The organism is Mesorhizobium sp. M0808 (assembly GCF_040320025.1).
In the GTDB taxonomy this organism is placed as follows: Bacteria; Pseudomonadota; Alphaproteobacteria; order Rhizobiales; family Rhizobiaceae; genus Mesorhizobium.
Genome location: NZ_JAMYOX010000027.1, coordinates 25,769 through 48,729 on the forward strand (window position 1 = coordinate 25,769; position 22,961 = coordinate 48,729).

General features: G+C 62.4%; 22 protein-coding genes. 4 read left to right on the forward strand and 18 right to left on the reverse strand.

The window, feature by feature from the left end; genetic code table 11:
• Window positions 1–5: 5 nt before the first annotated feature.
• Window positions 6–779 carry an anti-sigma factor family protein gene (locus NKI25_RS25000; RefSeq protein ID WP_352471852.1) on the reverse strand — a complete coding sequence of 258 codons (774 nt, stop codon included), beginning with the start codon at window positions 777–779 and terminating at the stop codon, window positions 6–8.
• The gene (locus NKI25_RS25005) at window positions 776–1,309 is read right to left on the reverse strand and encodes a sigma-70 family RNA polymerase sigma factor (RefSeq protein WP_502897431.1); all 534 of its coding nucleotides are present in this window, start codon (window positions 1,307–1,309) and stop codon (window positions 776–778) included. The genes NKI25_RS25000 and NKI25_RS25005 overlap by 4 nt, the downstream gene beginning before the upstream one ends.
• 218 nt (window positions 1,310–1,527) lie before the next feature.
• Here NKI25_RS25005 and NKI25_RS25010 point away from each other — a divergent pair, with 218 nt between their 5' ends.
• Window positions 1,528–2,712 (forward strand): amino acid aminotransferase, encoded by a 1,185-nt coding sequence (locus NKI25_RS25010; protein WP_352593875.1) that lies wholly within the window; start codon window positions 1,528–1,530, stop codon window positions 2,710–2,712.
• Between the two features lie 136 nt (window positions 2,713–2,848).
• The gene (gene mazG / locus NKI25_RS25015) at window positions 2,849–3,673 is read left to right on the forward strand and encodes a nucleoside triphosphate pyrophosphohydrolase (protein ID WP_352593874.1); all 825 of its coding nucleotides are present in this window, start codon (window positions 2,849–2,851) and stop codon (window positions 3,671–3,673) included.
• A gap of 6 nt (window positions 3,674–3,679) precedes the next feature.
• On the opposite strand, the gene hflX is transcribed toward mazG, so the two are convergent.
• From hflX to dusB, 8 genes are all read right to left on the reverse strand, one after another.
• Window positions 3,680–5,071: a GTPase HflX gene (hflX, locus tag NKI25_RS25020; RefSeq protein WP_023675070.1), complete on the reverse strand. Its 1,392-nt coding sequence runs from the start codon at window positions 5,069–5,071 to the stop codon at window positions 3,680–3,682.
• Entirely contained in the window at window positions 5,072–5,317 is a 246-nt protein-coding gene (gene hfq / locus NKI25_RS25025; protein WP_006202172.1) for an RNA chaperone Hfq, read from the reverse strand.
• 145 nt (window positions 5,318–5,462) lie between these two features.
• Complete coding sequence (locus NKI25_RS25030) at window positions 5,463–6,326, reverse strand: D-amino-acid transaminase (RefSeq protein WP_023675071.1); 864 nt, start codon at window positions 6,324–6,326, stop codon at window positions 5,463–5,465.
• A gap of 88 nt (window positions 6,327–6,414) precedes the next feature.
• Entirely contained in the window at window positions 6,415–7,776 is a 1,362-nt protein-coding gene (ntrX, locus tag NKI25_RS25035) for a nitrogen assimilation response regulator NtrX (RefSeq protein WP_023675072.1), read from the reverse strand.
• Window positions 7,766–10,051: a sensor histidine kinase NtrY-like gene (locus tag NKI25_RS25040; protein ID WP_023675073.1), complete on the reverse strand. Its 2,286-nt coding sequence runs from the start codon at window positions 10,049–10,051 to the stop codon at window positions 7,766–7,768. The genes ntrX and NKI25_RS25040 overlap by 11 nt, the downstream gene beginning before the upstream one ends.
• Before the next feature lie 128 nt (window positions 10,052–10,179).
• The gene (gene ntrC / locus NKI25_RS25045; protein WP_023675074.1) at window positions 10,180–11,640 is read right to left on the reverse strand and encodes a nitrogen regulation protein NR(I); all 1,461 of its coding nucleotides are present in this window, start codon (window positions 11,638–11,640) and stop codon (window positions 10,180–10,182) included.
• Window positions 11,637–12,779, reverse strand: coding sequence for a two-component system sensor histidine kinase NtrB (locus tag NKI25_RS25050; protein WP_023675075.1), 1,143 nt, complete (start codon window positions 12,777–12,779; stop codon window positions 11,637–11,639). The genes ntrC and NKI25_RS25050 overlap by 4 nt, the downstream gene beginning before the upstream one ends.
• Window positions 12,776–13,801 (reverse strand): tRNA dihydrouridine synthase DusB, encoded by a 1,026-nt coding sequence (gene dusB, locus NKI25_RS25055; protein ID WP_352785036.1) that lies wholly within the window; start codon window positions 13,799–13,801, stop codon window positions 12,776–12,778. Before dusB ends, NKI25_RS25050 begins: the two co-directional genes overlap by 4 nt.
• A 181-nt stretch (window positions 13,802–13,982) precedes the next feature.
• Here dusB and NKI25_RS25060 point away from each other — a divergent pair, with 181 nt between their 5' ends.
• Together NKI25_RS25060 and NKI25_RS25065 are read left to right on the forward strand one after the other, a co-directional pair.
• Window positions 13,983–15,203: a bifunctional 2-C-methyl-D-erythritol 4-phosphate cytidylyltransferase/2-C-methyl-D-erythritol 2,4-cyclodiphosphate synthase gene (locus NKI25_RS25060; RefSeq protein ID WP_352593872.1), complete on the forward strand. Its 1,221-nt coding sequence runs from the start codon at window positions 13,983–13,985 to the stop codon at window positions 15,201–15,203.
• Window positions 15,200–15,709: a CinA family protein gene (locus tag NKI25_RS25065; RefSeq protein ID WP_352593871.1), complete on the forward strand. Its 510-nt coding sequence runs from the start codon at window positions 15,200–15,202 to the stop codon at window positions 15,707–15,709. Before NKI25_RS25060 ends, NKI25_RS25065 begins: the two co-directional genes overlap by 4 nt.
• Here the strand turns inward: NKI25_RS25065 and NKI25_RS25070 are convergent.
• The 8 genes from NKI25_RS25070 to NKI25_RS25105 all read right to left on the reverse strand — a co-directional run bounded on the left by NKI25_RS25070 (window position 15,685) and on the right by NKI25_RS25105 (window position 22,946).
• Window positions 15,685–16,146: a type II toxin-antitoxin system RatA family toxin gene (locus tag NKI25_RS25070; RefSeq protein WP_352457493.1), complete on the reverse strand. Its 462-nt coding sequence runs from the start codon at window positions 16,144–16,146 to the stop codon at window positions 15,685–15,687. The two genes, NKI25_RS25065 and NKI25_RS25070, sit on opposite strands and share 25 nt — an antisense overlap.
• A gap of 12 nt (window positions 16,147–16,158) precedes the next feature.
• Complete coding sequence (lipA, locus tag NKI25_RS25075; protein WP_023675080.1) at window positions 16,159–17,124, reverse strand: lipoyl synthase; 966 nt, start codon at window positions 17,122–17,124, stop codon at window positions 16,159–16,161.
• A gap of 137 nt (window positions 17,125–17,261) precedes the next feature.
• Window positions 17,262–17,519, reverse strand: coding sequence for a GlsB/YeaQ/YmgE family stress response membrane protein (locus NKI25_RS25080; protein ID WP_023675081.1), 258 nt, complete (start codon window positions 17,517–17,519; stop codon window positions 17,262–17,264).
• Between the two features lie 98 nt (window positions 17,520–17,617).
• Window positions 17,618–19,063: a dihydrolipoyl dehydrogenase gene (gene lpdA / locus NKI25_RS25085; RefSeq protein WP_023675082.1), complete on the reverse strand. Its 1,446-nt coding sequence runs from the start codon at window positions 19,061–19,063 to the stop codon at window positions 17,618–17,620.
• Between the two features lie 11 nt (window positions 19,064–19,074).
• On the reverse strand, window positions 19,075–19,713 hold the full coding sequence (locus NKI25_RS25090) for an SGNH/GDSL hydrolase family protein (protein WP_023675083.1): 639 nt from the start codon (window positions 19,711–19,713) through the stop codon (window positions 19,075–19,077).
• Complete coding sequence (locus NKI25_RS25095) at window positions 19,710–20,129, reverse strand: hypothetical protein (protein WP_023675084.1); 420 nt, start codon at window positions 20,127–20,129, stop codon at window positions 19,710–19,712. Before NKI25_RS25095 ends, NKI25_RS25090 begins: the two co-directional genes overlap by 4 nt.
• Window positions 20,130–20,147: 18 nt before the next feature.
• On the reverse strand, window positions 20,148–21,524 hold the full coding sequence (locus NKI25_RS25100) for a pyruvate dehydrogenase complex dihydrolipoamide acetyltransferase (protein WP_352593869.1): 1,377 nt from the start codon (window positions 21,522–21,524) through the stop codon (window positions 20,148–20,150).
• Window positions 21,525–21,542: 18 nt separating this feature from the next.
• Window positions 21,543–22,946: a pyruvate dehydrogenase complex E1 component subunit beta gene (locus NKI25_RS25105; protein ID WP_352593868.1), complete on the reverse strand. Its 1,404-nt coding sequence runs from the start codon at window positions 22,944–22,946 to the stop codon at window positions 21,543–21,545.
• Window positions 22,947–22,961: the final 15 nt, after the last annotated feature.

A 22,961-nucleotide genomic window follows, 5' to 3' on the forward strand; every position in this document is an offset into this window, starting at 1 on the left:
GTCGATCAGTAAAGCGTTTTGGCGAGCGCTTCGGCCGTGCGATCGAGACCGCCGACATCGCTGCGTCCGACGACCGCGTAGGCGACCTCGCCGATCTGGAAATAAGCCGAGGAAACTTCGCCCGAGGGAACGACGGTCGGCTTGACGACGTCGAATGTTCCGGGCCTGATCGCGAACAACGAGACCAGCCCCATCTCTTTCGTCTCGACAGCCATCTCGACGCTCGGTCCGAATTGCGATGGATAGATCTGCACGTCACGGACCGTCCAGTCCGCTGGCAGCGATGGCATCACGATCGCCGTCGCGGCGCGGATTTCGTCGGCATTGTAGCCGGGTGCTTCGGGTTGCGACGACATCGCCTCGCGCACGAGCGTCGTGCGGTGCGCCCGGACCGCGTCCTCCACATAGGCCGGCGGATGGGTCGAAGCGACGACTTCCGTCACCGATATCGGTCCGATGAGCCCGTTCGCAAGCCAGCCGGCAGCGACGAAGACAGCGACTGCCGCAGCTCGCTGCAAAGCACCAAGGACGCGGCCGCGCGCCAATCCCCGCTCCAGCCGCCGTGCAGCATCGGCCGTCGCGGGCCGCGCCATGCCTTTCGATCCGGCAAGCGCCACGCGCAATTCGTCACGCATCCGCAGGTCGGACATTACCCGCGCGGCCGCGTCCGGGCGAGCCGAAAGGAACGCCTCGACCTCGATGCGACGAGCAACGTCCAGCTGATCGTCGACATAGGCGTCGAGATCGGTGTCGGTGACGGGATCGCGCAGTTGGTTCATGATCCACCTCCGACGATCTTCAGATGGCCTTTCGTACGTGCCGGCACCGCGTCCTCCATCTCGCGCAGGGCCGCACGCGCCCTGCCGATGCGCGACATCAGCGTGCCAAGCGGCACGCCACTCACCTCAGCGGCCTGGCTGTAGCTAAGCCCCTCGATGGCGACGAGATGCAACGCCGAACGCTGCTCCTCCGGCAATTCGAAAAACGCTTCGCGCACCTGCGCCAGACGGACCGAATGTTCCTGCGGAGCCTGGACATTCGCCTCGGCGAGATAGCCGGCCTGTTCGATGCGCATTGCTTCGGATTTGCGGGACCGCAGACCGTCGATGAATGCATTATGGACAATCGACAGCAGCCATACGCGAAGATTTCCGCCGGAGCGGAAGCTGCCGCGTCGCTCATAGGCACGCACCAGCGCATCATGCACCAGATCCTCTGCATCGGCGCTGTCGCGCGTCAGCGAGCGTGCATAGCGGCGCAGCGAACCGAGCTGTCCCAGAATATCGAAGCGTGGCATCGGCCGTTTCATGTCCTGTTTACGGAGCAGGTCGGGATGTTAATCCCGCTCTCCCCGAAATTTTCTTACGGCTCGCCGCGTTCTCGTCCTGGGAGATATCGGGCCCGCTCTCGCCCGCCAGATAGTATCGGCCGCCTTCGAGGCAAACCGGCGCCGAGTTGGCGCATATGAAACTGCTGGCAAAGCACGGCCGGTTTGCGTATCACTCCGCCGCCAACGGAACCTTATCGATGTTCGAAAATCTCCAGCCCGCGCCTGCCGACAAGATCCTGGCCTTGATCGGCCTCTATCGCGCCGACCCGCGTCCCGACAAGGTCGATCTTGGGGTCGGCGTCTATAAGGATCGCGACGGCAAGACGCCGGTGATGCGCGCGGTGCGCGAAGCCGAAAAGCGGCTGCTGCAGGGCCAGGATACCAAGACCTATCTCGGCCTTGCCGGCGATACCGCCTTCAACGCGGCGATGGCCAGGTTGGTGTTCGGCCCAGCCGCCGACATGACGCGCATTCGTGCGGCGCAGGCGCCAGGCGGCTCCGGCGCGCTGCGGCTGGTAGCAGAGCTGCTGAAAAGGACCCGCACCGACGCGATGGTCTGGCTGTCGGATCCGACATGGCCGAACCACATGCCGGTGATGCGCGCCGCTGGCCTGCAGACACGCGAATATCCCTATTTCGACGCTGCTTCTGGTGCGGTTCGCTTCGACGACATGCTGAATGCATTGAGAACCGCGAATCCTGGCGACGTCGTATTGTTGCATGGCTGCTGCCATAACCCGACGGGCGCCAATCTAGACATCTCGCAATGGGCTGCCATTGCCGATCTTGTCGTTGAGCGCGGCCTGCTGCCCTTTGTCGACATCGCCTATCAGGGCTTTGGCGAGGGACTTGATGTGGATGCCGCCGGCTTGCGCCTTCTGGCGGCAAAAGTTCCGGAAATGGTCGTTGCCTCCAGCTGCTCGAAGAACTTTGCCGTCTATCGCGACCGAGTCGGTGCAGCGCTGATCATGGCGAAAGCCGGCGCGCAGGCGGATTTGGCGATGGGCCAGATGCTGTCGGCGGCGCGCGCCATGTATTCGATGCCGCCGGACCACGGCGCGGCGGCGGTGCGCATCGTGCTTGAAGACCCCGCATTGCGTTCCGACTGGGAGGCAGAGCTTGAAGAGATGCGGCTGCGCATGCTGCGGCTGCGCGTCCAGTTCGCCGAGGCGCTGCGGCGGCAGTCCAACTCCGACCGTTTCGATTTCGTCGCCAGCCATCGCGGCATGTTTTCCCGGCTTGGCCTGTCGGAAGCGCAAGTCGAGCGGCTGCGCGCCGAGCATGCCATCTACATGGTCGGCGACAGCCGCATCAACGTTGCCGGCCTGCCCGAGGACGGCATGGATGCGCTCGCCAAGGCGATAGTCTCCGTGCTCGACTGATGCTTTTGCTAACTAGGATCTTCCGGAAACCGGCTTCCACTTTCGTATCATGGTCTGGCGGCCCATCTGTGGACAAGGCGCCCTCACCGGCTGAAGCCGTTGGCCGCACAGCCGTGTACAGGATAGCGTTTCCCAGATGAAACCCTCGAAAGACATTTCCCGACTGATCGAGATCATGGCAGCGCTGCGGGCGCCGGAAACCGGTTGCCCGTGGGATATCGAGCAGGACTTTTCGACAATCGCGCCATACACAATCGAGGAAGCCTACGAAGTGGCGGACGCCATTGCGCGCGGCGACCTCGACGATCTGCGGGATGAACTCGGCGATCTCCTGCTGCAAGTGGTCTACCACGCGCAAATGGCCGAGGAGGCCGGCGAATTTTCATTCGGCGATGTAGTCCAGGCCATCACCACAAAAATGATCCGCCGCCACCCCCATGTCTTCGGCGACAACAAGGCGCGCAGCGCCGGCATGGCCAAGGGCATGTGGGAAAAGATCAAGGCAGAGGAAAAGGCGGAGAAGCGCAGTGCTCGCCTCACCCGTGGGCTCGACCCGGAAGACCATGGCAAGGGCTTTCTCGACAGCGTGCCGGTCGCCCTGCCCGCGCTGCCCCGGGCGCTCAAGCTGCAGGAAAAGGCCGCCCGCGTCGGCTTCGACTGGAGCGAGGCGGCGCCGATCCTCGACAAAATCGAGGAGGAGATCGGCGAACTACGCGAGGCGCTGGCCAAAGGCGACACTGCGCCGATCAAGGACGAGTTCGGCGACATGCTGTTTGCGGTCGTCAATCTCGGCCGGCACCTCAAAATTGATTCCGAAGCGGCACTCAGTGGCACCAACGAAAAATTCCGATCGCGCTTCCACTATGTCGAGCGGACGCTGCAAGCGTCGGGAAACAGCCTCGAAGAGGCGACGCTGGACGAGATGGAAGCGCTCTGGCAGCAGGCAAAAAGCGCGAAGTAAACGCCTCTACCCGTTGTTTTGACGGCGCAATCGGCTTTCGATCTCCTGCCGAGCGCTGTGTGTAGCCTTGAGCGCGACGGTCACGCTGCCATCCTCATTGTCGTCGCGCGAGACGATGTCGCCGTTGCGGTAAAGCCAGTCGACGACGCCGAGTTGGTCGGGCTTAAGTGTGACGGTGAACGTCTCCAGTTCGCCCGACATCATCGTCTCGATGATCGTCTTCAGCGCATCGATGCCCTCGCCGGTTACCGCCGATATGGCGATCGGCGGTGCCTTCTTGCCGTCAGCACCATCGGCAAGCAGCCGCGCCCGGTTGCCCTCGTCGAGCCGGTCGATCTTGTTCCATACTTCGATGACGCGCTTGCTATCGCGGGCATCGACGCCGAGATCGGCAAGGATGCGCTCGACATCTTCGGCCTGCGCGGCCGTATCGGGATCGGAGATGTCGCGCAGATGAATGACGAGGTCTGCCTCGACCACTTCCTCCAGCGTCGCCCTGAAGGCCGCGACCAGATGCGTTGGCAGGTCGGAAATGAAGCCGACCGTATCGGAAAGGATGATCGGCGTGCCGTGCGGCAGGCGCACGCGGCGCAGCGTCGGGTCGAGCGTGGCAAACAGCATGTCTTCGGCCAGCACCCCTGCTCCGGTCATCCGGTTGAACAGAGTCGACTTGCCGGCATTGGTGTAGCCGACGATCGCCACCACCGGAAATGGCACCTTCTTGCGCTTGGCGCGGTGCAGGTCGCGGGTGCGGCGCACAGTTTCGAGCTCGTGCTTCAGCTTGGTGATCTTGTCCTGCAGCACACGCCGATCCGACTCGATCTGGGTCTCGCCAGGGCCGCCGAGAAAGCCGGCGCCGCCACGCTGGCGCTCGAGGTGGGTCCAGCTCCGCACAAGGCGGCCTTTCTGGTAGTTGAGATGGGCAAGATCGACCTGCAGCGTGCCTTCCTTGGTGCGGGCGCGCTCGCCGAAAATCTCCAGGATCAGCCCGGTGCGGTCGAGCACCTTGGCGTTCAACTCTTTTTCGAGGTTGCGCTGCTGTACCGGGGTCAGCGGATGATCGACAATGACCACTTCCGCGTGGCCCTCTTTGACGATCTCAGCGAACTCCGCCACCTTGCCGCTGCCGAGCAAGGTCGCCGGGCGTGGATCGTTGACGGTCACCACCGCCGTGTGGACCAGGTCGAGGTCGATTGCGCTGGCGAGGCCGACGGCCTCGTCGCGACGAGCCTCGGCGGAACGGCTCAGGCGGGGGCGGTTGGTGTCGTCGTCGCCACGAGGCTGCCGGGTAAGCACCGGCACGATAACCACCGCCCGGGTCGGGCCGTTGGCCTCTGTCCCGGTCTGATGTGCTGGTTTTCCGCGAACGCTGCGGTCCGCGTCTTTCTCACGTGCCAATCAGGCGCCCTGGCTTTCCTCACCATCGAACATCTGAACCGGCTGGCTCGGCATGATCGTGGAAATAGCGTGCTTGTAGACAAGCTGGGAATGGCCGTCGCGACGCAGCAGAACGCAGAAATTGTCGAACGAAGTGACCACGCCGGTCAGCTTCACGCCGTTGATGAGAAAGATGGTGAGTGGATTTTTGCTCTTGCGAACTGAATTCAGGAACAGGTCCTGAAGATTTTGCGATCGTTCCGCCATTGTTCTTGTCTTTCGCCGATCCCCTTCGGTTTGCAGGCCAATGCGCCAAATTAGCCGGCACATGTCAAGCACGCAAACACCATCTTGCCGTCAGTAACGACAAGCAGAACGAGATATATTGATGTTCATTCCATCTGTGCGGTTATCAGGCTGGACTTTTTTCCGCAACGTCAAAAAAGGCCTGCCGTAATGAAACTGTTATCGAGCCCGGGTGGCCGTTGGCGACGGGAGCGCCATCGATCGCCACCACCGGCATGGCAATCGTGGTCGCGGAGCTGATGAAAACCTCGCGCGCGGCCTTGGCTTCGGCCACCGAAAAACCGCGCTCCTCGATCTTCAGGCCGAGCTTGGCGGCCACGTCGAACAGCGTCGTACGGGTGATGCCGCGCAGGATGCCGTGCTCGGCCGGCCGCGTCACCAGCACGCCATCCCCGGTGATGATCCAGGCGTTCGACGATCCACCTTCCTTGACGGTGCCGTCGACATCGACGAACCAGGCCTCCTGAGCGCCGGCTTCCTTGGCTTTCTGCTTGGCCAGCACGTTCGGCAGCAGGCCGACCGACTTGATATCGACCCGATCCCACCGGTTCTCCGGCACCGTGATAACCCGGATCCCGCTCTCGGCCCGCTTCGCGGCAGCTGCAGGATCGGCTTTTTTGGCAGTCACCACCAGCGACGGCTTCGTGTCCGCCGGCGGGAAGAAAAACTCGCGGCTGGCGACGCCGCGTGTCACCTGGACATAGACCAGGCCGTCGACGACATGGTTGCGGCGCACCACCTCGCGCATGACGAGCGGCAGCACGCCGCGCGTGATCGGCCAATCGATCGAGAGTTCGGCAAGTGAGCGGTTCAATCGGGCGAGATGGCGCGGCATGTCGACGATGAAGCCTCGTGCCACCTCGCAGACCTCGTAGACGCCGTCGGCGAATTGATAGCCACGGTCCTCGATATGCACGGAAGCTTCGGCGTGAGCGACGTAGCGCCCGTTCACATACGCAATGCGCGGCATGGCTAATCCCTGAAAGAAGTCCAGCTTTCTTATGCGATTCCAAGACCGCCGTAACCGATAATTGGGTGGGCCACGACTGGTTTGGCTGTCAGACGCCCAGCGACTTCAGCTTGCGGTGCAATGCAGAGCGTTCCATGCCGATAAACTCTGCCGTCTTCGAGATATTGCCGCCAAAACGGTTGATCTGGGCGATCAGATAGTCCTTCTCGAATTGTTCGCGCGCTTCCCGCAGCGGCAGCGCCATTATGTGCTGATCGGATTTGTTTGGAGTGCGCGGCATGACGTCGCCGATCTCGGCAGGCAGGAGATCGGCGGTGATCGGCGCATCGACATCGTCGCCGCGCGCCAGGATCATCAGCCGCTCGACATTGTTGCGCAACTGGCGAACGTTGCCCGGCCAGTTATGCGCCTGCAGCACCGCCAGCGCGTCGTCGCCGATGCGGCGCGGCTTTATGCCGGCCTGGCGAGCGATCTGCTTCATGAAATTGTCGACCAGATAAGGAATGTCCTCGCGACGCTCGGCCAGTCCCGGCACCATGACCGGAACCACGGCCAGGCGATGATAAAGGTCCTCACGGAAACGGCCGTCGGCGATCATGGCTTCCAGGTTCTGCGAGGTCGACGAGACGATGCGCACGTCGACCTTGACCCGCTTGGTGCCCCCTACCCGCTCGAACTGCTGTTCGACCAACACGCGCAGGATCTTGTTTTGCGTCTCGCGCGGCATGTCGGCCACTTCATCGATGTAGAGAATGCCGCGATGGGCTTCCTCCAGCGCGCCGACCTTGCGTTCGACGCCGTTCGATTCGGTGCCGAACAGCTCGATCTCCATACGCTCTGGGGTGATGTTGGCGGCGCTCAGCGTCACAAACGGTGCACTCTTGCGCGCCGACAGTGCGTGGATGGCGCGCGCCGCCAGTTCCTTGCCCGAGCCGGAGGGGCCGATAATCATGACGCGGCTGTTGGTCGGCGCGACGCGCTCGATGGTCTGGCGCAATTGGCTCATTGCCGATGACATGCCGATGAGGTCGAAAGTCTCGCCGCTGCGCAGCTTGAGATCCGAAACCTCGCGTCTCAATTTGGAGGTTTCGAGCGCCCGTTCGGCAATGAGGATCAGCCTGTCGGCCTTGAATGGCTTTTCGATGAAATCATAGGCGCCGCGGCGAATGGCCGAGACTGCCGTTTCGATATTGCCATGGCCCGAGATCATCACCACCGGCAGGTTCGGGTGCATCGTCTTGATCTCGTCCAGCAAGGCCAGGCCATCGAGCCGCGAGCCCTGCAGCCAGATGTCGAGGAAGACCAGCCTGGGTGCCCGGTCGGCGACCGCCGCCAGCGCGCTGTCGGCATCAAACGCCGTGCGTGTTTCGTGACCTTCGTCGCTCAGGATACCGGCGACGAGTTCGCGGATGTCTTCCTCGTCATCGACGATGAGAATATCAGACGCCATTTCCGACCTTTTCAGTTTCTTTTTCGTGTTCCGTCTTGCCCTCGCCGCGTATCGGAACGGTGGCGGCAACCGGCAGGATGATGCTGATCATTGCACCCCGCCCATCGTGGAAGTCCGCTGGTGCATCGTGCAATTCGAGTCGCCCGCCATGGTCCTCCACGATCTTCTTGACGATAGCGAGGCCAAGCCCGGTGCCTTTCTCGCGTGTCGTCATGTAAGGCTCGAGCAAGCGCTGCCGGTTTTCGCGCGGCAAGCCCCTGCCGTTGTCGATGACGTCGATTCGAATCGCGCCATTCTGACGCCCGGCTTGAATCCGGATTATGCCGTGCGGACGATCCTCTGCATCAAGTCCGTCGATGGCTTCGGCAGCATTCTTGATGACGTTGCCGAACGCCTGCGCCATCAGCCGGCTGTCGAACGTGCCTTTGAGTGGCTCATTGCCGAAGACGCGCTCGAAGGTGATGTCGGCGCGGCTCACTTCGACCAGGAACGAGGCCTCGCGCAACGAATCGCGCAGATCGATGGCCTTCATTTCCGGTTTCGGCATGCGGGCGAACGCCGAGAACTCGTCGACCATGCGGCCGATGTCCTCCACTTGCCGGATGATGGTGTCGGTGCATTGATCGAAAACCTCACGGTCCTCGGTGATGACCTTGCCATAACGGCGCTTGATGCGCTCGGCCGAAAGCTGGATCGGCGTCAACGGGTTCTTGATCTCGTGGGCGATGCGCCGCGCCACGTCGGCCCATGCAGAGGAACGCTGTGCCTGGACCAGATCGGTAATGTCGTCGACTGTCACGACGTAGGATTTATCCTCCGAACCGTCGTCGCCGGCTTCAATCGTGATCTGCACGTTGAAGGTCCGTTCGGTGCCGGCACGATAGAAGGTGACCTGTTCGCGATAGACCGGCTTGCCCGATTTGCGGCCGATCTCGAAGACGCGGCCGACATGCGGCAGCACGGCGGAAAGGTTCTGCCCAAGCGCTGCCGTGGCGGATATGGCCAGCATCGTTTCGGCCGAACGGTTGACGATGGTGACGATGCCATATGGATCGACCCCGATGACCCCGGCGGTGACGCCGGCAAGCACCGCCTCCGAAAAGCGCCGCCGCTCGTCGATCAAATCCTTGGCCGACAGGATCTCGTTGCGCTGCGATTTCAGCTCCATCAGCATCTTGTTGAAGGTGTCGCCGAGCGAGGCGACGTCACCGTCGGAGGGGCGGACAGGCACGGCTACGTCGAGATTGCCGGTAGCGACCTCATCGGCCGCGCCGATGAGCTGACGAATCGGCCGCACCAGGCGGTCGGCCACCGCAATGCCGGTCCAGATGGCGGACAGGATGATGATCAGCGTCAGCGACAGATAGGGAAGCGCGAAAGCCACTTGCGAGGTGCGGCGATTGTCTTCGAGACCGCGATATTCGGCGGTGTTGGATTTGACGATCTGCCGCGCCTTGATCACCTCGGGATCGACGAGGCGGATGGTGTAGAGATAGAGGCCGTCGATCTCGCGCAGCTTGACGATGGCACCCATGATGTTGCGGGTGCGCGGTTCTATCAGCACCGGCTTGCCGTCGGCAGCGCTTGCCACGGCGCCCTCAGGCGGCTCCGGCATGGCAAAGTCCGCGTCGGTCTTGGCGCTCATGACGAAGGAACCATCGGGCTTGATGAGTGCTGCGTGCGCCAGCGAGCGTCCCACCGCCTCCTTGTTCATGAGGTCGAGAAAACCGGTACGATCGAGGCCGTAGAGCGTGCGGGAAGCGTCGAGGTCGTAGGCCATCGACAACGTCGTGCCCTGAAGATTTCGCGCGTTTTCCTGAACATAGGCGTCGGCGATCGACAACGACGAATTGACGATCGTCTTGGTGCGGATCTCGAACCAGCGGTCGAGGCCGATGTCGAGCGTGATCGACGCGATGATCGCCACCATGATCGCGGGGATGGCGGCGACTAGCGCAAACATCGCCACTATGCGCACATGCAGGCGCGACGCAGCCTTGCCATGCCGTCGTGCCATCAGGATGCGATGCACCTCGCGGCCGACCAGCAAGATCAGAAACAGGACGAACGCCGCATTAAGCGCAATCAGCGCCAGCGTCGTCCTCGCGTCGGGCGTGATCGGCGTCGCGCCGACCAGAATGGCGAAGGAGATCGCCGCCGTCACCAGCGCACCGGCAACGGCGATCACGCCCGGCAGCGCAAGCAGCCGGCGACCGTCTCGCGCGCCCGTATTGCTGAAAAGCGATTTGCTCAGTGTCGGTGCGTGCAGGGCCATGTCGCCGTCTAGAGCCATTGATTGCGTCGGATGTATGCAACGCATTGTGGCGATTATGCAACAAGTGTGGCCGAGACGGAAATCTTTCGGCAATCGATCCCCTGGAAAGCGCTCGTAAAGGGATTCGTCTAGACCTGCCTGGACGATTTGTAGACGTTGACGCCGAGTTCGCGAATCTTTTTGCGCAGCGTGTTGCGGTTGAGCCCCAGCAATTCCGCAGCCTTGATCTGGTTACCGCGCGTTGCGGTCATCGAGGCGAGGACCAGCGGGTATTCGACCTCGGAGAGGATTCGCTGATAGAGCCCGGCCGGGGGCAAGTCGCCGGCAAACGAGGCAAAATAGCGTTGCAGGAAATGCTCCACCGCCTGGCCGATGGAAAGGTCATCGGGAATGAGGTTGCCGCCACCTGGAACGACCGGCCTTTCGCCGGTCTTCAACTCCGCCTCGATGATCTCGGCGGAAATCTCGTCCTGCGAATACAGTGCGGCCAGCCTGCGGATGAGGTTTTCGAGTTCGCGCACATTACCGGGCCATGGGTAGCGCTTCATCAGCTCGATGCCGCCGGTGGAAATGCGCTTGGTCTGCAAGCCTTCACTGGCGCCGAGCTTGAAGAAGTGGCGGACGAGGTCCGGAATGTCCTCCGACCGCTCGCGCAGCGCCGGCAGCCTGAGCGGCACAACGTTCAAGCGGTAGAACAGGTCCTCGCGGAAAAGCCCCTGATTGATCAGTGTGCGCAGGTCCTTGTTGGTGGCAGCGACGATGCGCACGTCGGTCTTGATCGGCGTGCGGCCGCCGACCGTGGTGTATTCGCCCTGCTGCAACACACGCAGCAGCCGCGTCTGCGCTTCCATCGGCATGTCGCCGATCTCGTCGAGGAAGAGCGTGCCGCCTTCGGCCTGCTCGAAACGGCCGGTGGAGCGGTTCTGCGCGCCGGTAAAGGCGCCCTTCTCGTGCCCGAACAACTCCGATTCGATCAGGTCGCGCGGGATCGCCGCCATGTTGATGGCGACGAAGGGACCGCCTCGGCGGCGGCCGTATTCATGCAGCGCGCGCGCCACCAGCTCTTTGCCGGTACCCGACTCTCCGCTGATCATGACCGTCAGGTCGGTCTGCATCATGCGCGCCAGCATGCGGTAGATGTCCTGCATGGCCGCCGAGCGGCCGACCAGCGGCATCGTTTCAGGCGGCTCGTCGGCACGCGTATCGATCTTGGGCCGCCGCGGTTCGGAAAGCGCGCGGTTGACGATGTTGAGCAACTCCGTCAGGTCGAACGGTTTCGGCAGATATTCATAGGCTCCGGTTTCGGAGGCCCGGATCGCGGTCATGAACGTGTTCTGCGCACTCATGACGATGACCGGCAGTTCCGGTCGCGCCTTCTTGATGCGCGGCAGCATGTCGAAGGCGTTCTCGTCAGGCATGACAACGTCGGTGATAACCAGATCGCCCTCGCCCGCCGCAACCCAGCGCCACAGCGTCGAAGCGTTGGAGGTGACACGCACGTCGTGGCCGACGCGCGAAAGCGCCTGGTTGAGGACTGTGCGGATGGCCGCATCGTCGTCGGCGACGAGAATATTGCCGCGAACGGTCATTTGCGGTCTCCTTCACCGTCGTCGTCGGTGCCAAACTGGGTTTCTTTCCACGCCGGCATCAGGATGCGGAAAGTGGTGCCGCGCGGGGTCGATTCGCATTCAATGATGCCGCCATGCTCGCCGACGATCTTTGCGACCAGCGCCAGACCGAGACCGGAGCCGTTCGGCTTAGTGGTGATGAAGGGATCGAACAGGATCGGCAGGATATCCTCGGAAACACCCGAACCGTTGTCACGCACGCAGAATTCCAATGGCAGCGACACGCGGTCCTGCGTTCCGGGCACGGAAACACGGATGCCTGGGCGGAAGGCGGTCGACAGCATGATCTCGCCCTGCGGATCACTGCCGATCGCCTCGGCGGCATTTTTTACCAGATTGAGAAACACCTGGATGAGCTGGTCGCGATTGGCAAAAACCGGAGGCAACGATGGATCATAATCCTCCAATATCTTGATCCGCTTGGCAAAACCGTTCTTGGCGATTGCCTTGACATGGTCGAGCACGACATGGATGTTGACAGGGTAGCGGTCGATCGGCCGCTCGTCCGAAAACACCTCCATGCGGTCGACCAGCGAGACAATGCGGTCGGTCTCGTCGGTGATCAGCCTGGTCAGTGCGCGATCCTCGTCGGACGCCGACAGTTCAAGCAGCTGCGCGGCACCACGAATGCCCGACAGCGGGTTCTTGATCTCATGGGCAAGCATCGCGGCAAGGCCGGTGACCGAGCGCGCCGCACCGCGATGCGTCATCTGCCGGTCGATCTTGTCGGCCATTGAGCGTTCCTGGAACATTACCACGACGGAGCCTGGAAATTCCGTCACAGGCGCGACGTAGAGATCGACCACCTTCTCGATGCCGAGCCGCGGCGACGACACGTCCACCCGGTATTCGTTGACTGGCGCCCGGCGCTCGCGCACCTGGTCGACAAGCGTCAGCAGCGGACTGCCGAAAGGAATGAGCTTGTGCAGCGTATTGCGCGCGAGCATCGTGGCGCTCGAACGGAAAAAATCCTCGGCATCGGCATTGGCGAAGGTGATGAAGCCTTGCGGATCGACCATGATCACCGGCCGGCGAATGGTGTTGAGCACAATATGCGCGGCGTCCGCCATATCCGTGCTCTGTGTGACGGTGGCGTTCATGCCGCACTCCGCAGGTTCGCCGCTTCGGGAGCGCTTGAAAATACGTCGCGCAGCAAGGAAATGACGCGCCCAGGCTCGAAAGACGTGAGTATGGCCTTGCGCCGGTCGTCGCTTGTGGCGGCGTGGCGGTCGAGATACCAGCCGAGATGCTTGCGCGCCTGGCGCAATCCGCTTTCCACGCCATAGAGCGTCAGCATGTCTTCGTAATGGGCAATGACGTAGTCGGACAGCGTTTGCGGGCTTTCCGGCATGCCGGATACTGGCTCGGCCAGCGCGGCCGCTACAATGCTGCCGGCGGTCCACGGCGCGCCATAGTGCGCACGGCCGATCATCACCGCGTCGGCGCCGGACTGGTCAAGGATCGACGCAGCCTCTGCCAGCGAGCCGACATCGCCATTGGCAACCACAGGGATCGAGACGGCCTGCTTGACGCGTGCAATGGCACGCCAGTCGGCCGTGCCCTGATAGAACTGGCAACGCGTGCGGCCGTGCACCGTCACCATCATCACCCCGGCCTGCTCAGCGCGTCGCGCCAGCATCGGCGCGTTGAGCGCGCCTTCGTCCCAGCCGAGCCGCATCTTGACCGTGACCGGCACGTCGACCGCGCCGAGTACCGCTTCGATCAGCGACAGCGCGTGGTCGAGGTCTCGCATCAGTGCCGAACCGGCATAGCCGCCCGTCACCTTCTTGGCCGGACAGCCCATATTGATGTCGATGATGTCGGCGCCTTCGCCGGCTGCGATTCGCGCGCCCTCGGCCATGTGCACCGCCTCACGGCCGGCAAGCTGGACCATGTGGACAGGCAGCCCGGAATGACGGATGCGCAGGCCCGAGCCAGCCCTGCCCTTTGCAAGCTCCCCGCTCGCCACCATTTCCGAAACAACCAGCCCGGCGCCATGCGCATGGGCGCGCTGCCGGAACGGTTCGTCGGTGATGCCCGACATCGGCGCGAGAAACACGCGGTTGTGGATTCTCACGCCACCCACATCCAGCGGCGAAGCCAATTTGGTCACATCAGGCATGCACAAAAACCAAGCACCTTCGGTTGCTGCACATTCTCTAGCCAGAACGACGGCAATGTGCAACGCGCAATGTCGTGATATTAAGGCGCATTTGGGAAAAATACGGATCGCCGCACCGCATCAATCCTGGGTCTTCCAAAAGCGATACCACTTTTCGGGATCATGCGCTAAGCGTCTCGGCATGAGAGATGTGAGCGAAAAGCAAGCTGCGGACGACAAGGTCGCGGTGGTCATCGTTGCCGCCGGCCGCGGCGCGCGCGCCGGACAGGCCAAGGGGCCGAAGCAGTACCAGCAAATTGGCGGCGGCGCCGTTATCGCACGCACGCTCGGCGCCTTTCTGATGCATCCGAAGATTGGACCTGTCGTCGTTGCTATCCATGCCGACGACGGCGCGCTTTTTCGCCGTGCGGCGGGTGCGAACGCCGACCGTGTCGTCGCGGTGACCGGCGGTACGTCACGGCAGGAGTCCGTCCGGCTTGGACTGCTGGCGTTAAGAAGCCATGCGCCGGGCCGGGTGCTGATCCATGATGCGGCTCGGCCGTTTGTCGACGCGGAACTGATAGACCGCACGATCGCCGCCATTGGCGAACGCCAGGGAGCACTGCCTGCCTTGCCCGTTGCCGATACGCTCAAGCGCGAAACGGCCGAAGGCATGATCGGCGAAACCGTGTCCAGGGCCGGGCTTCATGCCGCACAGACACCGCAAGGCTTTCCGTTCTGGCCGATCCTGGCTGCGCACGAAAAGGCTCATCATCTGGGCAAAGCGGATTTCACGGACGATGCGGCAATCGCCGAATGGGCGCATATTCCGGTGAAGATCGTTCCCGGCTCGCCGGACAATGTCAAACTGACCTGGGCAAGGGATATTGCGATGGCGGATCAGCGGCTTTCCGGGGGGGCACGTTTTCCGGACATCCGAACCGGCAATGGCTATGACGTCCATGCCTTCGAGCCCGGCGACCATGTCACCCTGTGCGGTGTAGCTATTCCGCACGGCAAGAAATTGTCCGGCCATTCGGATGCCGATGTCGGTCTCCACGCCTTGACCGACGCCCTGCTGGCCACCTGCGGCGCCGGTGACATCGGCACGCATTTCCCGCCCTCCGACCCGCAGTGGAAAGGGGCCGCTTCACGCATCTTCGTCGAACACGCGGTGAAGCTGGTGCGCGAGGGCGGCGGGCGCATTGCCAACGCCGACATCACCCTGATCTGCGAGGCGCCGCGCGTCGGCCCACATCGCGAGGCCATGACCGAAGCGCTTTCGGCAATGCTGCGAATTTCGCGCGATCGCATCTCGATCAAGGCGACAACCAATGAGAAGCTCGGCTTCGTCGGCCGTGAGGAAGGCATAGCGGCCATCGCGACTGCCAGCGTTGTGTTTCCAGGGGATGTCCCTGAATGAGCAATAGCGGTCTCGCAGATGTCCTGCTTAAGGCCTGCCAGCAGCGCGGCATGATGCTGGCGACGGCGGAGAGCTGCACCGGCGGCATGATCATCGCCGCGCTGACCGACATCGCCGGCTCTTCCGCGGTGGTCGATCGCGGCTTCATCACCTATTCCAACCGGGCCAAGACCGAGATGCTCGGCGTCTCGGCCGCTACGCTCGAGGCGCACGGCGCGGTCTCGCGCGAGACTGCGGTGGAGATGGCGGCCGGAGCCTTGACGCATTCGCCGGCCGGGCTCGCCCTGGCGGTGACCGGCATCGCCGGTCCGGACGGCGGCTCTGCGGAAAAACCTGTCGGCCTGGTCTGGTTCGGCGTTGCCGTGGCTGGCCGGCCGGTAGTCAGCGAATGCCAGCTGTTCGCCGACAAGGGCCGTGATTTCATCCGCCGGGAGACGGTCCGACATGCGCTTGAACTGGGTCTACGCGCGCTCGCCGCGGATCAGGCTGCCGATGGCGCGCCGTAGATGATTTCGGCACGTTTCTCGAACGCCTCGGAGAACATGCGGAAGGCGCGGTCGAACATGGTTCCCATGAGCGCACCCAGAATGCGGCTCTTGAACTCATAGTCGATAAAGAAACAGACGTTGCAACCGCCGCCGTCCGCCGGGTCGAAGCGCCAGACATTGCTGAGATATTTGAACGGGCCGTCGATATATTTGACGTCGATGGCGTTCTCGTCAGGCTTCAGCAGCACCTGCGTGGTGAAAGTCTCGCGGATCGCCTTGTAGCCGATGCTCATGTCCGCGATGAGCAGGGTGCGTCCGTTGCGTTCCTTGCGCGAACGAACCGTAAGTGCCTCGCAAAGCGGCAGGAATTGCGGATAGGATTCGATATCGGCAACCAGAGCGAACATCTGTTCCGGCGTATGCGCAACGCGGCGATGGGCTTCGAATTGTGGCATGAAACCAGTGGGTTAGGCGGACTTCCTGAGAAACGCTTCGCGCGCCGCGCGCAACCTGGCAAAGTCGTCCCCGGCGTGGTGCGACGAGCGCGTCAGCGGGCTCGACGCCACCAGCAGGAAGCCCTTGGTCCTGCCGATCGTCTCAAAGGACTTGAATTCCTCCGGCGTGACGAAGCGGATCACCGGATGGTGCTTCTTCGACGGCTGCAGATATTGGCCGATGGTCATGAAGTCGACATTGGCCGAACGCAAATCGTCCATCAGCTGCAGGATTTCGTTCCGCTCCTCGCCAAGGCCGACCATGATGCCGGACTTGGTGAAGATCGAGGGGTCGAGTTCCTTGACCCGCTGCAAGAGCCTGATGGAGTGGAAATAGCGCGCGCCCGGCCGAACCGTCAGATAGTTAGACGGCACGGTCTCGAGATTATGGTTGAAAACATCCGGCTTGGCCGCCACGACGATCTCCAGCGCACCGTCCTTGCGCAGGAAATCGGGCGTCAGGATTTCGATCGTCGTCGACGGGGTTGCTGCCCTGATCGCACGGATGACATCGGCAAAATGCTGGGCCCCGCCATCGGCGAGATCGTCGCGATCGACGGAGGTGATGACGACATGGCTCAAGCCCATTTGCTTGACCGCATGCGCGACACGCGCCGGCTCGTCGGGATCGAGTGCGGTCGGGATGCCGGTGGCGACATTGCAAAAGGCGCAGGCCCGCGTGCAGATGTCGCCCATGATCATGAAGGTGGCGTGCTTCTTCTCCCAGCACTCGCCGATATTGGGGCAGCCCGCCTCTTCGCAAACCGTCACCAGTTTGTGAGACTTCACGATTTCGCGCGTCTCGGCATAGCCTTTCGACATCGGCGCCTTGACGCGGATCCAGTCAGGCTTGCGCAGTACGTCCTGATCCGGCTTGTGCGCCTTTTCGGGATGCCGCAGGCGCGGCGCATTGGCAATCGTGTCGAGGACGGTGACCATGTGAAACCCGGCTCATTGGCAAGCGCTTGTCCAGCGCTCGCTCTACCCACGTCATCTAGGACTTTTCGGCGAAAAGAAAAAGGCCGCGATCACGCATGCCGCGGTGGCCTTTTTCGCATAGCAAGTGCCGACAGAGGTTAGCGGCGTACCAGTCGTCCGACCGCAATCAGAATGCAGGCACCGATGAAGCCGGTGATCAGATAGGCGATCCAGCCGACGCCGAAGATGCCGATGTTCAGGGCCTGCAAGATGGCATTCAACACGATTGCGCCGACAATGCCGAGAACGATGTTCATGAGGATGCCGGTATTGCTCTTCATGACCATCTCGGCGAGCCATCCCGCCAGGCCGCCGATGATGATGGCTGCAACCCAGCCCACGCCGTTCATTTCCATATGCCCTCTCCTTGTATGATGGATGATGCCTGCGAAACGAATTGCTCTGCCGTCGAGTTCCTTTGTGTCTTCCGTGTGAGACTCGCCCAACTAATTTATCATGCATTCAGTGCGCGGCCATAGGCGTCGAGTACACTCTCCTTCATCATCTCCGACAGCGTCGGGTGCGGGAAGATCGTGTGCATCAGCTCTTCCTCGGTGGTCTCCAGATTCATCGCCACGACGAAGCCCTGGATCAGTTCGGTTACTTCTGCGCCGACCATGTGGGCACCCAGCAACTGGCCGGTCTTCTTGTCGAAAATGGTCTTGACGAAGCCTTGGTCCTCGCCGAGCGCAATCGCCTTGCCGTTTGCGGCGAACTGGAAGCGGCCGACGCGGATGTCCTTGCCATCGGCGTTCGCTTTGGCTTCCGTCAGTCCGACCGAGGCGACTTGCGGATTGCAATAGGTGCAGCCCGGGATCTTCAGCTTGTCAATGGCATGCACGCCGGGGAAATTGGCGATCTTTTCCACGCACACCACGCCCTCATGCTCGGCCTTGTGGGCGAGCATCGGCGGTCCGGCGACATCGCCGATGGCATAGATGCCGGGCACGTTGGTCTTGCCGTAGCCGTCGACGACGACGCAGCCGCGTTCGGTCTTCACGCCGAGCGCCTCGAGGCCGAGATTCTCGATGTTGCCCTGTACGCCGACGGCCGAGATCATGCGGTCGGCGGTGATCTTCTCGACCTTGCCGTCCTTCATCTCGACATGCGCGGTGACCGAGTTAGTGCCCTTCTCGACCTTGGTCACCTTGGCTTCTAAGATGATCTTCATGCCCTGCTTCTCGAACTGCTTCTGCGCGAATTTCGAGACCTCGGCGTCCTCGACCGGCATCACAGCCGGCAGCAGTTCGACCACCGTCACCTCGGCGCCCATGGTGCGGTAGAACGAGGCGAACTCGATGCCGATGGCGCCCGAGCCCATCACCAGCAGCGATTTCGGCATCTCTTTCGGCACCATCGCCTCGAAATAGGTCCAGATCAACTTGCCGTCAGGCTCGATGCCGGGCAGCGCGCGCGGCCTGGCGCCGGTCGCCAGGATGATGTGCTTGGCGCTATAGGTGCCCTCGCCCTTGACGCCCTTGGGCGCCGGCGGCTGCGGCTCCATCGGCTTCTTTGACGATTTCGACACGACGATCTCGCCAGGTTTGGTCAGCTTGGCTTCGCCCCAGATGACGTCGACCTTGTTCTTCTTCATCAGGAAGCCGACGCCGCCGTTGAGCCGCAGCGAGACCTTTCGCGAGCGATCGACGACGGCGGCTGTGTCGACGCCGACCTTGCCATCGATCTTCAGGCCGTAGTCCTTCAGATGATCCGAATAGTGCATGATCTCGGCGGAGCGCAGCAGCGCTTTGGTCGGAATGCAGCCCCAGTTGAGGCAGATGCCGCCCAAGTGCTCGCGCTCGACGATCGCCGTCTTGAAGCCAAGCTGGGCCGAACGCACTGCAGTGACATAGCCGCCGGGGCCGGAGCCGATGATGATGACGTCGTAGTTCTCAGCCACGGCTTTCTCCTTCACAATTCCAACATGAGGCGCACGAGCGGCGCCAGCGCTTGCCCGACGTTCCGCGTGTTTTCCGCGTCCAGGTGGACGCCGTCGAGCGGCGTGGTTTTGGCCACGGTGCCGGCATCGAAGAAGCCGCAGCCGGCCTCGTCGGCAAGGGCGGAATATTGCGGCGCCAGCCGCTTTGACGCGTCATCGCCGCCGGCGAACATTTCCTTGAACTCGGCGTTTTCCGTGCGGCTGACTACGGGCGGCGCGACGATCAGGATCTGCGGCGCCGGCCAATCGAACGGGTAATCATGACCGCGCACGATATCGATCAGGCGTTGCATACCTTGTTTGGCCGCGACCGGATTACCGTGAATCCACGGCTTCATATCGTTGGCGCCGAGCATGATGACGATCAAGTCGATCGGCGCATGCGTCGTCAGGATTGTTGGCAACAGCCTTGCGCCATTGCGGTCCGCTCCGGCCAAGTGATCGTCAAAGGCGGTGGTTCGGCCATTCAGGCCTTCGGCGATGACCTCGACGCCGCTGCCCAATGCCGCCTGCAGCACGCTCGGCCAGCGATCTTCCAGCGGATGCCGGCCGAGGTTTGCCGCGTCATAGCCCCAGGTAAGCGAATCGCCGTAGCAGAGGACCGTCTTCATGTGCCTGCCCCGCCGAAACCTGGTTGCGAGCGCGCCAATCGCCAGCGCACGAAAAGCCACTGGACCAGCACCGTAGCGATGCCTGGCAGGACGAGACCGGCGACGATAGGAAGATCGCCCGACCACTCGCGCTTGCCCGGCGGCTGGGAGAAAGTCCAGCCGATCAGGGAAACTCCAACGAGCACAAAAGATGCTACCCCTATGGTCGCGGTCAGTTTTGTTGCCCGTCGTGGGTCCGACATGAATTGTGCGATGAAGAATGCGAGCGTCGCGAAGATGGTGACGAGAGCCGAGATCATGAATACAAGGATGTACTCCACGTCGGCCTTGGTGGCGACGGCGAGCCACTGCACCACCAATCCGCCGGCCAAACCGGAAAGAAAGAAGGCAAAAAGGCTGGTGAAGAATTTCCGCACCGCCCTGTTTCCCTTCTCTTAAACCAGCATGCCCATTGGATTTTCGATCATACGCTTGAAGGCGACGAGCAGCTCGGCGCCGAGCGCACCGTCGACGGCGCGGTGATCGGTCGACAGCGTCACCGACATGATTGTGGCGATCTTGATCTCGCCGTTCTTGACCACTGCGCGTTGCTCGCCGGCGCCGACCGCAAGGATCGTCGCATGCGGCGGGTTGATGACGGCAGAAAAATCCTTGATGCCGAACATGCCGAGATTGGACACCGCCGTGGTGCCGCCCTGATATTCTTCCGGCTTCAGCTTGCGGCTGCGGGCGCGGCCGGCAAGATCCTTCATCTCGTTGGAGATGACGGACATCGTCTTTTCGTCAGCACGCCGGATGATCGGGGTGATCAGGCCGCCGGGGATCGATACGGCAACGCCGACATCGGCGTGCTTGTGTTTGATCATGGCGTTTTCTGTCCACGACGCATTGGCATCCGGAACCGCCATCAGCGCCATGGCAAGAGCCTTGATGACCATGTCGTTGACCGACAGCTTGTAGGCCGGCGTTTCGCCCTTCTCGGTCTTCTTCACCGGCGCGGCCGCATTGATCTGCGTGCGCAGGGCCAGAAGTGCGTCGAGCTCGCAGTCGAGCGTCAGATAGAAATGCGGGATGGTGGTCTTGGCTTCGACCAGCCGCCTCGCAATGGTCTTGCGCATATTGTCGTGCGGGATCAGCTCGTAGGAGCCTTCGGCAAACAGTTTGAGCACCTGCTCGTCCGACATCGCCTTGGGTGCTGCGGCCGCAGGTGCCGGAGCGCCGGCGGGCGCCGCTTTTGCGGCTGGTGTCGCCTTGGCGCCGCCACTGGAAATTGCGGCATCGACATCGGCCTTTACTACGCGGCCGCGGGGGCCGGAGCCTGTCAGCGCCGCGACATCGACGCCGGCTTCCCTGGCAATGCGCCGGGCCAGCGGCGAGGCGAAGATGCGCTCACCGCTTGCGTGGCCGTTGGCGACCGGCACCGCTTCCGCCTTAGGCGCAGGTGCGGCAGGCTCCTGCTTCGACGCTTCGGGCTTTGATGTTTCAGCTTTGGGGGCTTCCGCTTTCGGAGCCTCAGCCTTGGCCGGCGCAGCGCCATCACCGCTTTTGGCGGCAGAAGCAGCATCCTCGCCCTCGGCAGCCAGCACCGCGATCAGCGCATTGACCTTGACGCCTTCTGTGCCGGCCGGAACCACCAGCTTGGCGACCGTGCCCTCGTCGACGGCTTCGACTTCCATCGTCGCCTTGTCGGTCTCGATCTCGGCAATCACGTCGCCGGGCGAAACTTTATCGCCTTCCTTGACCAGCCACTTGGAAAGATTGCCCTCTTCCATTGTGGGCGACAGCGCCGGCATGGTGATGTTGATCGGCATTTTGTCCTCCCGCCCTGCTCAGCGATACGTGACGGCTTTGACCGCCTCGACGACCTCGCCGACATTGGGCAGCGCCAGCTTTTCGAGGTTCGCCGCATAGGGCATCGGCACGTCCTTGCCGGCAATTGTAATGACCGGTGCATCGAGGAAATCGAAGGCGCGCTGCGAGACCTGATTGGCGATATGGTCGCCGACCGAGTTCTGCGGAAAGCCTTCCTCGACCACCACGAGGCGATTGGTCTTTTTGACCGAGGCGACGATGGTGTCGAAGTCGAGCGGGCGGATGGTGCGCAAGTCGATGATCTCGGCATCGATGCCCATGCCGCGCAACTCCGCCTCCGCCTTGAGCGCGTAGGTCATGCCGATGCCGAACGAGACGATGGTCACGTCCTTGCCGGATTTGTGAATGCGCGCCTTGCCGATCGGCAGCACGAAATCGTCCATCTTCGGCACGTCGAAGGAGTGGCCGTAAAGGATTTCGTTCTCGAGGAAGATGACCGGGTTCGGGTCGCGGATCGCCGCCTTGAGCAGACCCTTGGCGTCGGCGGCGGTATAAGGCATCACCACCTTCAATCCAGGAATATGGCTGTACCAGGCGGCATAGCACTGCGAATGCTGCGCGGCGACGCGGGCAGCAGCGCCGTTCGGGCCGCGAAAGACGATCGGGGCGCCCATCTGGCCGCCGGACATGTAGAGCGTCTTGGCGGCTGAATTGATGATCTGGTCGATCGCCTGCATGGCGAAGTTGAAGGTCATGAATTCGACGATCGGCTTCAGGCCGGCCATCGCCGCGCCAACACCAACGCCGGCAAAGCCGTGCTCGGTGATCGGCGTGTCGACCACGCGTCTCGGACCGAATTCCTGCAACAGGCCCTGTGTGATCTTGTAGGCGCCCTGGTACTCGGCGACTTCCTCGCCCATGACAAAGACGTCGCCGTCGCGGCGCATTTCCTCAGCCATTGCATCGCGCAAGGCTTCACGCACCGTGGTCGAGACCATTTCGGTGCCGGCCGGGATGTCCGGATCGGCGGCAATTTCCAGCCTGGGCGCGGCGGCAACAGGTGTTACCGCTTCGCTCTTGGCCGGAGCAGCCGCGGGGGCCGGAGCAGCCGCGGGCGCTGCCGCTTGCGACTCGACAGCCTCCTCGCCAATGCCTTCGCCCGCCTCGTCGATGTCTTCGCCATCGAGGGCCAGCACAGCGATCAGCGTGTTGACCTTGACGCCTTCGGTGCCGGCAGGAACCACGATCTTGGCAAGTGTGCCTTCATCGACGGCTTCGACTTCCATCGTTGCCTTGTCGGTTTCGATCTCGGCAATGGCGTCACCGGCTGCGACTTTGTCGCCTTCTTTCTTCAACCACTTGGAAACATTACCCTCTTCCATGGTCGGCGAGAGGGCGGGCATGAGAATTTCGATCGGCATGTCCTTGCCCTCTCG

Excerpts from the sequence above, each read along its gene's own strand:
- NKI25_RS25000 (WP_352471852.1), bottom strand. The coding sequence starts at position 779 with ATGAACCAACTGCGCGATCCCGTCACCGACACCGATCTCGACGCCTAT.
- NKI25_RS25005 (WP_502897431.1), bottom strand. The coding sequence starts at position 1,309 with ATGAAACGGCCGATGCCACGCTTCGATATTCTGGGACAGCTCGGTTCG.
- NKI25_RS25010 (WP_352593875.1), top strand. The coding sequence starts at position 1,528 with ATGTTCGAAAATCTCCAGCCCGCGCCTGCCGACAAGATCCTGGCCTTG.
- mazG (WP_352593874.1), top strand. The coding sequence starts at position 2,849 with ATGAAACCCTCGAAAGACATTTCCCGACTGATCGAGATCATGGCAGCG.
- hfq (WP_006202172.1), bottom strand. The coding sequence starts at position 5,317 with ATGGCGGAACGATCGCAAAATCTTCAGGACCTGTTCCTGAATTCAGTT.
- NKI25_RS25030 (WP_023675071.1), bottom strand. The coding sequence starts at position 6,326 with ATGCCGCGCATTGCGTATGTGAACGGGCGCTACGTCGCTCACGCCGAA.
- ntrX (WP_023675072.1), bottom strand. The coding sequence starts at position 7,776 with ATGGCGTCTGATATTCTCATCGTCGATGACGAGGAAGACATCCGCGAA.
- NKI25_RS25040 (WP_023675073.1), bottom strand. The coding sequence starts at position 10,051 with ATGGCCCTGCACGCACCGACACTGAGCAAATCGCTTTTCAGCAATACG.
- ntrC (WP_023675074.1), bottom strand. The coding sequence starts at position 11,640 with ATGACCGTTCGCGGCAATATTCTCGTCGCCGACGACGATGCGGCCATC.
- NKI25_RS25050 (WP_023675075.1), bottom strand. The coding sequence starts at position 12,779 with ATGAACGCCACCGTCACACAGAGCACGGATATGGCGGACGCCGCGCAT.
- dusB (WP_352785036.1), bottom strand. The coding sequence starts at position 13,801 with ATGCCTGATGTGACCAAATTGGCTTCGCCGCTGGATGTGGGTGGCGTG.
- NKI25_RS25060 (WP_352593872.1), top strand. The coding sequence starts at position 13,983 with ATGAGAGATGTGAGCGAAAAGCAAGCTGCGGACGACAAGGTCGCGGTG.
- NKI25_RS25065 (WP_352593871.1), top strand. The coding sequence starts at position 15,200 with ATGAGCAATAGCGGTCTCGCAGATGTCCTGCTTAAGGCCTGCCAGCAG.
- NKI25_RS25070 (WP_352457493.1), bottom strand. The coding sequence starts at position 16,146 with ATGCCACAATTCGAAGCCCATCGCCGCGTTGCGCATACGCCGGAACAG.
- lipA (WP_023675080.1), bottom strand. The coding sequence starts at position 17,124 with ATGGTCACCGTCCTCGACACGATTGCCAATGCGCCGCGCCTGCGGCAT.
- NKI25_RS25080 (WP_023675081.1), bottom strand. The coding sequence starts at position 17,519 with ATGGAAATGAACGGCGTGGGCTGGGTTGCAGCCATCATCATCGGCGGC.
- NKI25_RS25090 (WP_023675083.1), bottom strand. The coding sequence starts at position 19,713 with ATGAAGACGGTCCTCTGCTACGGCGATTCGCTTACCTGGGGCTATGAC.
- NKI25_RS25100 (WP_352593869.1), bottom strand. The coding sequence starts at position 21,524 with ATGCCGATCAACATCACCATGCCGGCGCTGTCGCCCACAATGGAAGAG.
- NKI25_RS25105 (WP_352593868.1), bottom strand. The coding sequence starts at position 22,946 with ATGCCGATCGAAATTCTCATGCCCGCCCTCTCGCCGACCATGGAAGAG.